At 44.5% G+C, this 14,195-nt stretch carries 10 protein-coding genes and 2 pseudogenes; 6 read left to right on the forward strand and 6 right to left on the reverse strand.

Annotated features, from left to right (window positions below; genetic code table 11):
* The 4 genes and pseudogenes from OU793_RS10850 to OU793_RS10865 all read right to left on the reverse strand — a co-directional run bounded on the left by OU793_RS10850 (position 1) and on the right by OU793_RS10865 (position 6,550).
* Positions 1–1,221, reverse strand: coding sequence for an alpha/beta hydrolase (locus OU793_RS10850; protein ID WP_159408130.1), 1,221 nt, complete (start codon positions 1,219–1,221; stop codon positions 1–3).
* Between the two features lie 411 nt (positions 1,222–1,632).
* Positions 1,633–1,899: a hypothetical protein gene (locus OU793_RS10855; RefSeq protein WP_005464185.1), complete on the reverse strand. Its 267-nt coding sequence runs from the start codon at positions 1,897–1,899 to the stop codon at positions 1,633–1,635.
* Positions 1,900–2,236: 337 nt separating this feature from the next.
* Positions 2,237–5,395: an efflux RND transporter permease subunit gene (locus OU793_RS10860; protein ID WP_159404288.1), complete on the reverse strand. Its 3,159-nt coding sequence runs from the start codon at positions 5,393–5,395 to the stop codon at positions 2,237–2,239.
* Between the two features lie 13 nt (positions 5,396–5,408).
* Positions 5,409–6,550: pseudogene (locus OU793_RS10865) on the reverse strand (efflux RND transporter periplasmic adaptor subunit).
* Between the two features lie 742 nt (positions 6,551–7,292).
* On the opposite strand from OU793_RS10865, the pseudogene OU793_RS10870 reads away from it, so the two are divergent.
* Together OU793_RS10870 and OU793_RS10875 are read left to right on the forward strand one after the other, a co-directional pair.
* Positions 7,293–8,869: pseudogene (locus OU793_RS10870) on the forward strand (phospholipase D family protein).
* A gap of 122 nt (positions 8,870–8,991) precedes the next feature.
* Complete coding sequence (locus tag OU793_RS10875; RefSeq protein WP_021452443.1) at positions 8,992–9,579, forward strand: trans-aconitate 2-methyltransferase; 588 nt, start codon at positions 8,992–8,994, stop codon at positions 9,577–9,579.
* 68 nt (positions 9,580–9,647) lie between these two features.
* Here the strand turns inward: OU793_RS10875 and OU793_RS10880 are convergent, their stop codons facing one another.
* Positions 9,648–10,118 (reverse strand): ASCH domain-containing protein, encoded by a 471-nt coding sequence (locus OU793_RS10880; protein WP_069508220.1) that lies wholly within the window; start codon positions 10,116–10,118, stop codon positions 9,648–9,650.
* 238 nt (positions 10,119–10,356) lie between these two features.
* Here OU793_RS10880 and OU793_RS10885 point away from each other — a divergent pair, with 238 nt between their 5' ends.
* Together OU793_RS10885 and OU793_RS10890 are read left to right on the forward strand one after the other, a co-directional pair.
* On the forward strand, positions 10,357–11,217 hold the full coding sequence (locus OU793_RS10885) for a tetratricopeptide repeat protein (RefSeq protein ID WP_180793900.1): 861 nt from the start codon (positions 10,357–10,359) through the stop codon (positions 11,215–11,217).
* A gap of 13 nt (positions 11,218–11,230) precedes the next feature.
* A complete protein-coding gene (locus OU793_RS10890; protein ID WP_005464146.1) occupies positions 11,231–11,626 on the forward strand; it encodes a DUF2391 family protein in 396 nt (131 codons plus the stop codon).
* A gap of 3 nt (positions 11,627–11,629) precedes the next feature.
* Here the strand turns inward: OU793_RS10890 and soxR are convergent, their stop codons facing one another.
* Positions 11,630–12,067 carry a redox-sensitive transcriptional activator SoxR gene (gene soxR, locus OU793_RS10895; protein ID WP_025629511.1) on the reverse strand — a complete coding sequence of 146 codons (438 nt, stop codon included), beginning with the start codon at positions 12,065–12,067 and terminating at the stop codon, positions 11,630–11,632.
* A gap of 201 nt (positions 12,068–12,268) precedes the next feature.
* On the opposite strand from soxR, the gene OU793_RS10900 reads away from it, so the two are divergent.
* On the forward strand, positions 12,269–13,477 hold the full coding sequence (locus OU793_RS10900; protein WP_140103593.1) for an MFS transporter: 1,209 nt from the start codon (positions 12,269–12,271) through the stop codon (positions 13,475–13,477).
* Positions 13,478–13,632: 155 nt separating this feature from the next.
* Positions 13,633–14,195 (forward strand): LysR family transcriptional regulator (locus tag OU793_RS10905; protein ID WP_274647769.1); only part of this gene is annotated, 563 nt, incomplete at its 3' end.

Below are 14,195 nucleotides of genomic sequence, written 5' to 3' on the forward strand. Positions count from 1 at the left end.
CTAACTCTTGTTCTTTAAATATGCATCAATATCTTTTAAACGTTTACTAGCCATATTAGTACCAGACATCATCAGTTGTCTTCGATAGGATTCAACACCAAAATAGGGTAATGTATGTGGGCTCTCTGTGACCTCTCCATTCATCACCAATCCTAAAAACTTACAGCAACGGACGAGACTACTTGTCGACAATGGAGTTTGCCTCGCAGCAATGTTGGGGACAATATCAAAAGGGTTAGTCCGGGTTTTATTGTAGTTTATCTTCAAACCAACATGCTGTGCGTTTTTTCCTATCTTCGTTGTGTTTTCTCCTCCTGCGTGCACCACGACTTGTTGATTCAATAATTTTAAGCTCGGATTCTTTTTTCTCACATATTCAAGTGCAGAGTTAAAAATAATGGCACCTTGACTATGTACTGTCCATTTAACTTTTTTACCCTGCTCCGCACATTGTTTCATTACCGCCGCTAGGTGTTGAGCATTGTGCGAAGTAAATCGAGTTTTGTCATAAACACATTCAATTAGATCTAGCTTCGCATTATCAGAAGGGTTGTGAAACAACGTATATTCTGTTGGCTTATCTTCTGAATATGCCACCTGCGTATGCACTCCCATCAGTGTCGCTGCTTTCTCATAATCATTCAGCATTCCATTTACCGTAGCATGAAGTGTATTGACTTGATGAGTTACTTGAGCTTTAGTGTGATCCCACTCAGCCAACAATAACTTTGCTTCTTCATTGTTTTGCACCCCATTGTATTCACCATTTTTACCTGTTTCTTTTTTCACATGATACATTTGGGTTCTTTGATGTGAATGCTTAAAAACAGACTTACCATGTAATTGTCGGTCAAAAGCTATATCATGGATTACCACTTTCCCATCTCTAAGGGTACAAGTTAATAAATAATGATAATTTTTGAAGGGATATCTGGTGCGAAATATTCGAAGCAGCGGATTACGTTTATGTCTAACTACCGACGGTGCGCTTGGATTCGATGAAAGAAAATACATTTCTTTGATAACTTGTTTCTGATCATACTCATTTAGAGACGCAAGCATGATGAGAGATTGTCTTGATAGATACAGCTTTTTATTGCTAAAGAGTGCAGCCGAAATTCTCACTCGCCCATGTAAGAATTGTTCGATTTCATTAACCGATTTATTATTTAGCCCAATGTAATCAAAAGCCTCTTTCCTTTCAATAAACTCCCAAGTCATTACGAATCCCTATTCAAATAAAAGTGGGACATATACTAAGGTATGATGAAGGATAAAAAGGAGACTAGATCTTTTCGAAATTTCAAATATATAGCATCGCCTCCAATTTAATGAAAACAACAATTTTAAAAATTACACTCATCCCTATACTTGATGATAATTCACTAGATATATACATCTATTGATACAAAGGTTAAGTGTCTCTCGTTTGAAACAAGAGACACTTAACCATTGAACTAGAAATTATTGAGATACTTATCCATAGATACTAATTATACAGTACACCTGTAACAAAAAGGCCAGCCTGAAAGGCTGGCAAGTAGAGCAACAAGGTCAACGCCTACTGCTAACTAGCGTCGAACTCGTATTGGATACATCATTTTAATTTTATTAATTGTTCACAATCGGAGGTTATGACTTGCTCGCTTCGTCTTTGCGGCATTTCACCTTTACCAGCTGTGCCTGCTCATCTTTGATGTTTTTCACGATTCGAGCATCACGCGCATCAATTGCGTCTATGTTCATTTGCTGAATATCTGCTACAGCTTCATGCTTCATTTCAGAAAAGTCCTGACGTAAATCTGAGCTCCACTCTTCTCTGTCTAAAGTGTTAGCAGCAGCGATTGGCGATGAAGTTACAACAATAAGACCTAGAGTAGATAGAATTACGCTTTTCATAATAAGCTCCTTGAGGATTAGCAGTTCATTTTGGTTACAATTTATATATTGCACATACGATGCCAACTTTTTAATCCTTTAAATTCAACAACTTAATTGAACGTTCGTTTTTATATTTATATCAGCATGGTAAATTTCGCACCCCAAGTGTTAAATTAACCAAGCAAATCCAACAGCCAATTTCATTCAGTTAATCTATAGTATAGAGCGCCATTTATCCTCACAGTTATCGGCTCAAAACGTGCGCCTCAAACATTCATCTAAAGTCATTCAGGCCTAAATCCTCGGCATAAAAAAAGCAGCACGAAGGCTGCTTTTTTTATTAAGACAAGAGATGCTAGTTCGATGTATTCGCAGAAACATCTGAAGATACTGACGCTTTTCTAAAACGACCAATGACACGCTGGAAGAAGCGCTTAATCGCTCGAAAGATGTTTTTAATATCTTCAAGCATTAGATACAGACAAGGCACTAACACCAACGTCAGGACTGTGGCATACAGCACAGCAAAGCCCAAAGCGACGGCCATTGGTATTACGAAACGTGCTTGTAGACTGGTTTCGAACATAATAGGCAATACACCCGCAAAGGTCGTGATGGATGTCAGCGTAATCGCTCGAAAACGCGCACAACCAGCCTCAACCACCGCCTGCTTGATGCTCATTCCTTTCTCTCGCACTTGGTTCACATAATCTGTCATCACCAACGAGTCGTTGATCACCACACCTGCGGCTGCGATCAAACCGAATGTCGACATCATGCTAATGTCTAGCCCCAACCAGAAATGTCCCCAAATCGCCCCTGTTAAACTAAACGGGATAACGGACATCACGATAAGAGGCTGGGTATAGCTCTTCAATGGTACGGCAAGCAAGATATAAACAATGATCATCCCTGCCACAAAGAACATGATTTGTTCGTTGCGTTGCGCGGCTTGCTCTTCGATGTCACCACCCAGCTCTGTTTTGACACTTGGGTGCAGCTTCTTCATATCAGGCAAAATACTATCGTCGATGATTTTCACAATTTCTTGTGGCTCAACGAGTTCTTCATCAATAGAGCCGTACACATAAACGGTTTGATAACCACCTTCGCGACGAATTGTGCTAACCCCAGGCTGCTCACTGATATTCACGACATCGCCCAACATCACTTTCTTGCCTGCTGGCGTAGTAATGACAGCGTAACGTAATGAAGAAAACGCTTCACGAGTCAGTTGAGGATAGCGAACCATGACTTTGATCTCTTCACCGTCGCGAATCAAACGCTGTGCTTCTCCGCCGTAAAAACTGCCGCCGACTTGTTGCGCAATCATGGTCAAGTCAAGACCGAGATCGTACGCAACAGGCGCAAGAGAAAGAAGCACTTCTTTGCTGCCTGAATCAATGGATGACGAGATATCGTACAACCCTTCTTCTTGCTGCAAACGTTCAATCAAGTAACGTCCTGCTTGATTAAGTTCATTGATGTTGGAGCCAAACAGTAAGTAGCCAAACTCATCACGATCGCCACCACCTGCACTTTGTTCGCGGATCTTGATACTCTTCATCCCCGGAATAACAGGCATCGCCTCACGCCAGCGTCGAGCAAGTTCAAAGGTATTGAACGGACGAATTTCCTCATCGACAAGCGGCACTAACACTCGTCCTTCGGTGCGGCTTCTATTGTAAGAAAGCACATCGCGAATCATTCCTTGCCCATGTTCAGCAATAGTTTGAGACTCGACCTCTTGCATGACACGCTCGATGGTTTTCAACGCTTCAATGGTTTGCTCACTGGAAACCGTGTCATTCATCTCGATAGTAATCGCAGGGTAATCCGTCGGTACTTTCGGGTTAGGGATAACACGCACATAGTTGGATTTAACCAATGCAGCACTGATCAGCAATAAACCACAGAACACAGCAAATACAGTCCAACGCCAATGCGTACAAGCTTTCACGAAGTTACGATAAGTGCCGTTTACAAAGCCGAAGAAACGTTGGTTGAAACGATCTCGCCATCCACCAGGTTTGACTGGTTTAAAATGGGTATGCGCCAAGTGCGCTGGTAGGATCAACTTTGATTCAATCAAACTGAAGATCAAACACAGAATCACGACACCAGCAATGCCGTAAAAGAAAGCGCTATCAATACCACTCGAAAGCAAGAATGGTGCGAATACAGCAATCGTTGTCAGAACACCAAATGTCGCTGGCGTAGCAACGCGTTTGACACCGCGTACCACGTTCTCGACACCGCCGCCCTTTTCTTCGATTTCACTGTACGCACTTTCTCCCATGACGATGGCGTCATCCACCACAATTCCGAGCACCATGATGAAAGCGAACAGCGAGACGATGTTCACTGTAATACCCAAAGCTGGCATCATCATCACCGCACCAAGGAAACACACTGGTAAGCCGATCATTACCCACATCGCCAAACGGAAACGTAGGAAAATCGTCAACATGATCGCAACAAGCACCGCGCCTTGCAGCAAGTTTTTCAGCATCATGTCGAGACGACCATTTAGGTAGTACGTCATGTCGACCAGAATTTTTAGCTGAACATCACTCGGCAAGGTTTTGTTTTTGGCTTCGATGTAGTTACGAACTGACTGAGCAACCGGAATGATGTTTTGATCGCGCGTAGCTTCGACTGACATGTAGATAGCATTTTGACCTGAATACTCGAAGTAGCGCTCTTCTTCGGTAAAGCCATCTTTGATGGTAGCAATGTCTTGCAACAATACCTTGGCACCATTGGCACCTAGCTTAACGGGAATATTTCTAAACTCATCTCCACGGTAATATTGGTTCTCGATTCGAACCGCAATCATCCCGGAGTTTGTTTTGACTTCGCCCGCCGAGAAGTTTGCCGAGTAACGACGAATGGCATTGCTTACGTCATTCAACGTTAGGTCATACTTACGCAGCACAAGGGGATCGACTTCAATCGCAATCTCTTCCTCTGGCGCACTTAAATACACCAACATGACGTTATTAAGCTGCAGAAGCTCATCTTCAATCTGCTTCGCAATCGGCTTAAGCTCTTCAAGAGGCCTGTCCCCCACCAGCCCCATTTCTATCACGTCTTGTCGCCATTCAACCTGATAGACATTGATGGGCTCCATGCCAAGAGGCAGGTTAGAAATAGTATCGATGCGCTGATTCACATCATCAAGCACTCGCTTGATATCCGCGTTGACATCAACTTCGATAGAAATATAAGCACTGCCACGAGAAGCTCGCGACACCACTTTTTTAATGCCAGTAACGTCTTTGATCGACTCTTCCACTTTGACCAAAATACTCTCTTCAATTTCTTGAGGAGACGCACCTGGATAAGTCGCGCGAACGTCGATGTAGTTCACTTCGATATTCGGGAACATCTGACGCTGGATAAACATGTAACTCACGATACCCATGATGATGATAAACACCATCAACAGGTTGGCAGCCACAGGGTTATTGGCAAAATAGGCAATGATGCCCTTTTGATTCGTATCTTCCATGACAAACTCCTACTTACTGTACGACGGTTTCGGAGTCGTTATAACCGCCATGCCTTTTTGCGGGTATTCAGGAAGAGTCAGAACCAATTGGTCACTTTGTTCCAAACCTTCACCTACCAACATGAATTCTCCCTCCGCTCTTAACACTGTGACAGTGCGAGGCTGAAGTTGATTTTCATCGTTGACGACCCAAACCGTGCGGTTTTTCACTAATTCTTGTGGAAGACGATAGATATGCTTGAGCTCTTTGCCCGTAAAGCTGACTTCGACGTAAGAACCAAATTTGATTGGCGGTTGCTGGTTATCGATGCCATAAGGATCTTCAACCTGAATCACCATATTGATCATGCGCGTGGCGCTATCAATCATTCCTAAATCGCGAACGACTTTACCTTCACGTGTGGTCGAGAGAATGCCTTGCTGAGTTACGGTTGCTGTCAGCTCTTTGATTGACTCCGGCAAAAACGCACTATCAAAACCAGCAATTGGAACATGCACTTCCGCCACTTCGATGTTATTCAAAGTTGCGACACGAGATCCCGACGTCACAAACTGACCCACACCGACATCACGCTCGACCACTAAAGCATCGTATGGCGCAACCACTCGGCAGTTTTCCAAGTCGCGATTTGCACGTTTGAGAGCGGCTTGAGCAGACTTCACTTGCGCTTGCGCGCTAAGCACCTGAGGTTTACGCAAGTACAGATCGGTGACTTGCTTGTCGCTAAGTTTTTTCGCTTGGCGTTTCGCCACTTCCGCTTTTGCTTGTTCTTCAATTAACGATGCACGAGCACTAGCCAGACCCGCTTCAGCTTGAAGTACGGCCGCTTCATAATTATCGCTTTCTATCGTGAATAGCACTTCCCCACGCTTCACGATGCCACCGGTTACAAAATTAGGGTGCCAACTGATCACTTCACCGCTGACTTGAGCAGAAAGGTGTGTTTTTTCGAATGGAACCAATTCGCCATGGCTGGTAATCACGACTTTATGGTCAGTAGGAAAAAGAGAAGAGGCTCGAACTGTGGGTTCGGTTATGGTTTCTTTTGTTGACTCTTTCTCTGGAGCTGTCGCTGCAATCGCGGCATATCCAGCGTAAGATCCGCCGACGACAACGAAGGGTAAAAGCCAACGTACTATGGGTTTTGCTAACATCAAAAATCCTTTTTTATTGTTGTATTCAGCCGAATGCTCTTGTTGGTTTTTCAACCTAAATGCGACATCAAAAAGCATAATGCTCAATGAGTTAGCAAGTACTCCCTGTGAGCAATCGGTGAGTTCATTGCATCTGAAATAGACGAAGATATTTGTACTTCTGTAGCGACTAACAACATGGTGTGTGGCCGTTACATCATTCAACTAACTTGAAACGAAATCATGCAGTTCAAGGCAAGGAACCCGTGTTCGTTGCCTGCTTGCTGAGGCCAATTACAAGTAAAGTAAGAGAGCTGCGTTTTTCTGTGGTGACTAGCCACAAATAACCGTCTATTCAAAGTTAATAAAATTAACAAAAAATTAACCAGCTCCGCAAGTTGTGCTGACCTACTTCTTTTGTCTCTAGGCAAACGCTGTGCCAAACATTTACCTCAATAAATTCATATGGTTATATATTTCAATTGATTTATTACAGAGCGCTATTGGTTATTATCGCCAGATATTAGTGATAATGACCAATACAACAAGAAACATAAGTAAAATAAATGATTTTGTGCGCCATAAAAATAAACTGAAATTAGGAGAAAAACGCGCCCAATACCGCTTTCTTCCCGCAGTATGATCTCACTTCATGGATTTACTTGACTAAACACTCGTTCTTTAGCCGCGATAACTGCACGTTGAAAGCACTTATGTCTATACTTCAATACAGTAAGGTTTTGTAAGACAAGGAAATGTGCCATTGTTACATACGCTCTCCAAATTCATTTTCGCATCCATGTTCTCAGTGCTTTCAGCATGCTCATCAATCGAATCAAATCAGCCAAGTGAGAAATCCACAACTTTCCATTTCGGCTATCAACAAGATTCGGTTCTGGCTCATTACTTTGAAGCTTATGGTGAAGATCCTAAAACCATCACTGGCTTTTACCCGCTCAACCAAGGACACGATGCCCTTCTTGCTCGTACTTCTCTCATCGAGTCCGCACAAAAAAGCTTGGATCTTCAGTACTATATTTATCGCGGTGACGAAACCAGCCAGCTGATCACTTGGCGTTTGTACGAAGCAGCCAAACGAGGCGTCAGAATCCGACTGCTGCTTGATGACATGCAAAAACGCAACGACAACGTCATGGCGGCTCTAAATGCGCACCCCAATATTGAGATACGCCTGTTCAATCCTCATCAATACCGCTCTGCACGAATCTTTGCGTTAACCAGTGACTTCGAACGACTGAACCGCCGAATGCACAATAAATCGCTGATTGCTGACAGTGTCTCTGCGATTGTCGGTGGACGAAATATCGGTAACGAGTATTTCTCTTTTGAATCAGAAGTAGAGTTCGGCGACTTCGATTTACTGCTCTACGGGGAAGCCGTGCAGCAAACGGCGGATCAGTTTGATCTTTATTGGAACAGCGTACACGCCGTGCCGATGGAGTGGATATCGCCAGAGTCTCAAAGCGTCTCCGATGCCGCGATTCAAAAACAAGTCACCAAACTGAACTTGCAAGAAAAATTCTCTTCTGGCCGATACGATTTTACCGCCTTGGATATGTATCAAGACCTCAAACAAGGCAAACTGAATTTGTACTGGGGTGATGGACAAGTTTGGTTCGATTTGCCAGATAAAGTCACGACACACGATAGTCAGTTAGTCGGAAACTTAACCGAGCTATTAAAAAGTGTTGAGCACTCTTTCGTACTCATCTCGCCTTATTTCATCCCAACAGAAGCTGGCACAAAAGCTCTGACGAATGCAGCTAAGCGAGGTGTCGACATCACCATCGTAACCAACAGCCTTGCGTCGAATGACGTCTTTGCCGTTCATGGCTGGTACGCCAAATATCGTGAAGATTTGCTCGAATCCGGCATCAAACTTTGGGAAGTGAAATCCAGCGCGAAGCTCAAGAGTAAATGGAGCTTAACAGGTAGTAGCCGCGCGAGCTTACACGCAAAGGCAATGACGATTGATGACAAAACACTGTTCGTCGGCTCTATGAACTGGGACCCTCGATCTGCGGCTTTGAATACCGAAATGGCCGTTGTGATTGAACAACCGGAATACGTGCAAACGTTCTTGGCAAAATTACCCAGCCAACTGAAAGACAACGCTTATCGACTCACTCTACGTGACGGAGACATTGTTTGGACAAACACCAAAACTGGTGAGGAATATGATTCGGAACCCGAAGCAGGCGTTTTGTTTGGACAAACACCAAAACTGGTGAGGAATATGATTCGGAACCCGAAGCAGGCGTTTTTCGCCGATTAGGCGCTTGGTTCTCCGGCATTTTGCCAATAGAAGATCAACTTTAACTTGGTCACATTCTCCGCATTTCGTTAGCGCCGCAAAAATAGAGTTGTGTAGGCTAGCTTCAAGGACAACAAAAACGCTATTCAAATTTGAATGGCGTTTTTTATAACGAAAAGGAAATTCAATGTCAGTTTCATGGGATCCGTACTATCAAAAAGTCGCTCAACAACCACACAGGGTCAATGTAGAAAAAGCCCTACAATTTCACACATTAGCAGAGAAAATTGCCGTTGACGCTGGCTGCGGTACAGGGAGAGACTCCAATTTTCTTCTCGCACAAGGCTTTCGTGTTCACGCATTCGACAACAACTCAGATGCAATAAAAACCTGTGAGACGCGTTTTTCTGAACAGCCGAACTTCTCCATCTCGCAAGCGTGTTTCAGCGATTTTGATTACCCTAAGTGCACCCTATTTATTGCTAGCGCCAGCCTGTTCTTTTGCCCAAAAGCGCACTTTGAAAACGTGTGGAATCAAATCGATTCTTCTTTGCCATCAGGTGGTGTTTTCTGCGGAGACTTTTTAGGCGTGAACGATTCTTGGGTTGATTCAAACTCGCATGCTCATCTAACTTCACTCACTCGCCAGCAAGTCGAGCAATGTTTTGAGGGCTATGACATCGTCTCCATGCATGAAAGAGATGAAGATGGCACCACCATAGTCGGGACGCCTAAACATTGGCATGTATTCAGCGTCACGGCTGTGAAACGTTAATCTGAATGCAGGAATAAAAACAAAAACAGCACCAAACTCGGTGCTGTTTTTTAGTCACTCAACGCTGATTATTCAGATGGATACACCACTTTAAAGCGTTCTAGAACCAGCAAACGTTGCTCATGCCAATCGATGTTCAACTCATCGCACTCGGCTTTAAAAAATGCAGCATGTGCGTCACGCCACCAGTTCAACGTTCTATCACCTTCGCCTTCTGCGTAGGCAAACTCTGCGGTGACTTCATCGTATCGACAAGTGCTCACGTCCGTCATTTGAATCACACAAACAGGCTCACCGTCCCAATTGGTGACGACTTGCAAATGCCCGACCTCTGGCATCGGCTCCCCGTGCTCTCGGTACCACAGATCCATACTGCACGATGCCGTTTTCTGCCCAATACGTACGAGTTCGGCGCACACATTCGCGTTGTATTCATCGGCACAATAGTAGTCAGCACTGACTGATGGAATAGCACTTTTCTGCTCTGGGGAGAGTGAATCAAGATACCGATTTAAGTAGTTTTTTGCTTTTGCGTCCATGCACTTATCACACTTGAGAAAGAATTAAGGACGAGCATAACCAGTTGTAAAACAAAGAACAACTGACCAAAGAATTTACCGTTCACAAACCCGTCTTTCTGCTTCCACTTTTGTCTTGAGCCATAAAAGTTGCGCAAAAGCGTGACAAGCATTTCTTTTGTAATAACTTTGCTAAACGTTTGTTCGATTTGCTATGGTTGCAGGGTCTATCTGTACTCTTCACGCAAAAGGACGTTTTATGCGCTTATTTATTGCCCTCTTCTTCTCCCTGATCTCCCTGATTCTCTCTCTCCCGACTCTGGCATCCGAAGAAAAATATTCTGAATCAGATCTATTAGATAGACCGTTAATGGAACGCTATATTTTAGATGAACTTAAATCCTTACGTCAGGATTACCAAAACCTTGAAAAACGAATGATCACCGAGATCACCGATCGTGAATTAACGGTGGCGGATAAATCGCTGAACTACGCAAATGTGACGGTAACGTACTTCTTCTACATCATCGCGGGCGTGGCATCATTGATCGCCTTTGTAGGTTGGCAGTCGCTGCGCGAGTTTAAGCACAACACAAAAGAAATGGCGGACAAGCGATTGGAAAAAATCGCTCAAGAATATGAAAAGAAATTTGTTGCGCTGGAGCGAGATTTAAAACGCAAAACTCGCATCATCAGTGAAAACAACAAAGAGATTGAAAAGATCAACGAAATCCACAACTTGTGGTTACGTGCTCAAAGTTCGCAAACGCCGGAACAACGTATTGAGATTTATGACGAAATCTTGGTAATTCGACCTGGTGACCTTGAAGCATTAACTTACAAAGCCGATGCGGCCATGGAAATCAACGAATACCATTGGGCGCTAAGCATATGTAACCGAGTGCTTGAGGTAGATTACACCAATGGCCCTGCGCTTTACCAACGCGCTTGTGCGTACTCTCGATTAGGGATTGAGGAACAAGCGATTGAAGATCTGGAACGCGCCATTGACTACAGCCCTTCAATTCGCGATTTGTTGGCAGAAGAACGCGATCTTGAATTGCTGCACGGTAACGAGCGATTCGAGAAGCTGTTGCAGCTGAGCAATAACAACGAATAACGGAACCTACAACATGAGCAGCCACTTTAATCTTGAAGATGCCAGCCAAGTGTTAGTTGGCGCTTTTGCCCTTGCTGTGCCTATCTCTTTTTCGGAAGAAGCATGGCGATTGGGTGAAAGCTTACCCATGATAAACCTGCTCATGTTGTTAAGCCTTTCTGTGATTTTTCTCAGCTTTTTCGCTTATCAAAGCGTATTTCAAAGCCACATTAGAAAGCGCATTCCCATCTTTGTATTTCGCGTTGTGATCGCCTATTCCATCGCCGCTATCGTGGTGGCTTTGGTGCTATTTTGTCTCGACAAGTTGCCACTCTTTACTGACCCGATCGTTGCGATAAAACGCGTTATCGTCATCACAATGCCAGCGTCGATGGGCGCGATTGTGGTGGACAGTTTCGACAAAGAATAACGCTTACGCCCCTTCTTCTAAGGTCAAATTCGAACCTGAGTGATCTTTGCCTAACACATCTTCTGGGTTTCGCAGTGCGCAGGTTTCTAACGACAAACATCCGCAGCCAATGCATCCACCCAAATCGTTTTGTAAGGCTTTGAGTTTTTGAATCTTTTGTTCTAACTGTTCATGCCAATGGCTTGCCATGACTTCCCATTGCTGTTTGTTTGGAGCTTGGTGCTTCGGCAGCTCATCTAGCGCATGTTTGATTTCTTCTAACGATAACCCAACTTGCTGAGCCGCTTTAATCACCGCGACACGGCGCAAAACGCTGCGGTGGTAGCGGCGCTGATTGCCTTGATTTCTCCAACTCGAAATCAGTCCTTTTTGTTCATAAAAATGCAGGGCAGAGACTTTCACTCCGGAACGTTTTGCCACTTCTCCTACGCTGATTTCCATCCTTGACTTCCCGTGTTTCTATTTTGTTAAAAAAAAGCTTTACCTCAAGTTTACTTGAGGTTCTAAAGTTACACCATCTTAAATAACGCTAAACCCAGACGGTCTCGAAATATTGCGTTCAGGACGCATAACTTGGTTGACAAACACAGCACCGCTAGAAGCCAACGTTTTGAAATCCATTGGGAATTTGAGGCAAACATAATGAAAAATAAAACTCAGCCGTACTTAGCAGGCCGCTTCTTCGACAGTATATCCTCTGGCTTGTTCATGATGGCACTGCCATGGGTCATGCTTTCCGAGCCCAAAATGGGCACATTCGTCGCTTTAGTTTCTCTGAGCTGCACCGCGATTTCTCTTCTGGCTACGCCTTTCTTTTCCACTTTAGTGGACCGACACTCACGAAAAGCACTCCTCGTGCTCAATCAATGGATTCAATCGGGCATGGCTTTGGTAGTGTTCATTGCTTATTGGTTAGGGTTTGAGTCCCACTGGCTGCTGGCTTTTGCGCAATTGGTGTATTGGGTTTCGAGTAACTTTGCATGGACGACCAACAACGCGTTCACCCAAGAAAATTATCAGCACCATGAGTATGCGAAAGTTTCGGGTCAGCAAGAAATTGTAATGCAATCCACGACCCTCGGAGCTGGTGCGTTGGGTATTGTTTTGCTTGAAATGTGGGGCATGAAAGAGTTTGCTTTGTTTGCGGCCAGCGCATCCGCTTTAGCGGCGATTTTCTATGTTTTGACGCCGTATACCCAACAATTGAGGGCATCAAAGTCCGTTGCTTTCATCGCACAGCTCAAAGAGAGCAAACAAATATTCCGTCTCGAACCCCGCTTTTATGGCTTTATTCTGCTCTCTTGCCTCTCTTATCCTGCATTGACGTATTTGAGCAAATTAGTGCCGATTTGGTTTTCTGAACAAGGCATCTCTGGCGATTGGTTTGCAGGGTTCAACATCAGTTTTGGTCTCGGCTCGTTACTAACAGGTTTCATTGTCACCAAAGTGCTGAGTCGCGCCTCCCATAGCCACATTATGTTTGCTTCGATGGTCATGGTATCTCTAGCGTTTATCGGAATGAGTTTTGCGATAAGCCCGCTGACCATCTTATTGTTTACGGCGCTGTTTGGTGTGTTCAACGCGCTAAATCGCATTGCGAGAGTCAACTGGATGCATCACACCGTAGCGGTTCATCAACGAGGTCGCGTCGATGGCGGCATCAGCATGTTTGCCACCACCATTCAATCTGTCAGTTATGTCCTGATTGCAATGTTGAGTCATTACGAGCTAACACAATACGGTTTTGCAATAGCAGCTATTGTCATGGTGTTAGCAGTGGTTTTGATGGGATTACTCAGCCGAGACGTCGAGCCGTTTAACGACCTGCCCCTTCATGCCGCAGTAAAATGAAGCATAGAAATTGAGAAGTTGAGAAGTTGAAAAAGCAAGATAGGAAGGCAACCAACATCGTCTTCCTATTTTTTTACACCAGCACTTTTGCCTCTATCGCTCATCAGCAAGGTTGGGTATTCTGAGGTGACCAACATGAGCAGAGGGAAATCGCAGTGAACTTAAGACAATTGGAAGTCTTTTACGCCATTATGCAAGCAGGAACAGTGTCTGGTGCTGCTCGCTTACTGCACGTTTCCCAGCCCAATGTCACTCGGGTTCTCGCCCATACAGAGCAACAACTGGGCTTCGCTTTATTTGAACGCGTAAAAGGTCGCCTCGTTCCCACTCAAGAAGCCAAAGCCTTATTGCCAGAGGCAGAAAAAGTCTATCAGCAACTTGGACAATTTCGTTCTCTGACCAACAAAGTCAAACAGGGAACTCAACATTTACGAATCGGTGCTCCGCCTGTTTTGGCCGCGCACTTGTTAGCGCCGACTGTCGCGTTGTTGTCGAAAGAGCACGGCATCTCCTTTGAGCTATTAACGGCCAATCGCGATGAACTGTGCTCCGGGTTGCTGAAACATGAATTGGATGTCGCTATCGCTTTTGGTGAAGAAACACCACCAGCGCTCATGGGGCACGTGTTATTGAAAGAAAACTTAGCACTGATCGCTCCTAAAAGGGGTCCGCTTGGAAAACGGAAAATATCCTACGTTAAGGCTTCTTGTACGACTTT

This window comes from Vibrio sp. VP6 (genome assembly GCF_028823755.1).
Lineage (GTDB): Bacteria > Pseudomonadota > Gammaproteobacteria > Enterobacterales > Vibrionaceae > Vibrio > Vibrio parahaemolyticus.

What these genes read in the sequence shown, in the direction of transcription:
- OU793_RS10890 (WP_005464146.1), top strand. Translation starts at nt 11,231, where the DNA reads ATGAGCAGCCACTTTAATCTTGAAGATGCCAGCCAAGTGTTAGTTGGC.
- OU793_RS10860 (WP_159404288.1), bottom strand. Translation starts at nt 5,395, where the DNA reads ATGGAAGATACGAATCAAAAGGGCATCATTGCCTATTTTGCCAATAAC.
- soxR (WP_025629511.1), bottom strand. Translation starts at nt 12,067, where the DNA reads ATGGAAATCAGCGTAGGAGAAGTGGCAAAACGTTCCGGAGTGAAAGTC.
- OU793_RS10885 (WP_180793900.1), top strand. Translation starts at nt 10,357, where the DNA reads ATGCGCTTATTTATTGCCCTCTTCTTCTCCCTGATCTCCCTGATTCTC.
- OU793_RS10880 (WP_069508220.1), bottom strand. Translation starts at nt 10,118, where the DNA reads ATGGACGCAAAAGCAAAAAACTACTTAAATCGGTATCTTGATTCACTC.
- OU793_RS10855 (WP_005464185.1), bottom strand. Translation starts at nt 1,899, where the DNA reads ATGAAAAGCGTAATTCTATCTACTCTAGGTCTTATTGTTGTAACTTCA.
- OU793_RS10850 (WP_159408130.1), bottom strand. Translation starts at nt 1,221, where the DNA reads ATGACTTGGGAGTTTATTGAAAGGAAAGAGGCTTTTGATTACATTGGG.
- OU793_RS10875 (WP_021452443.1), top strand. Translation starts at nt 8,992, where the DNA reads ATGTCAGTTTCATGGGATCCGTACTATCAAAAAGTCGCTCAACAACCA.
- OU793_RS10900 (WP_140103593.1), top strand. Translation starts at nt 12,269, where the DNA reads ATGAAAAATAAAACTCAGCCGTACTTAGCAGGCCGCTTCTTCGACAGT.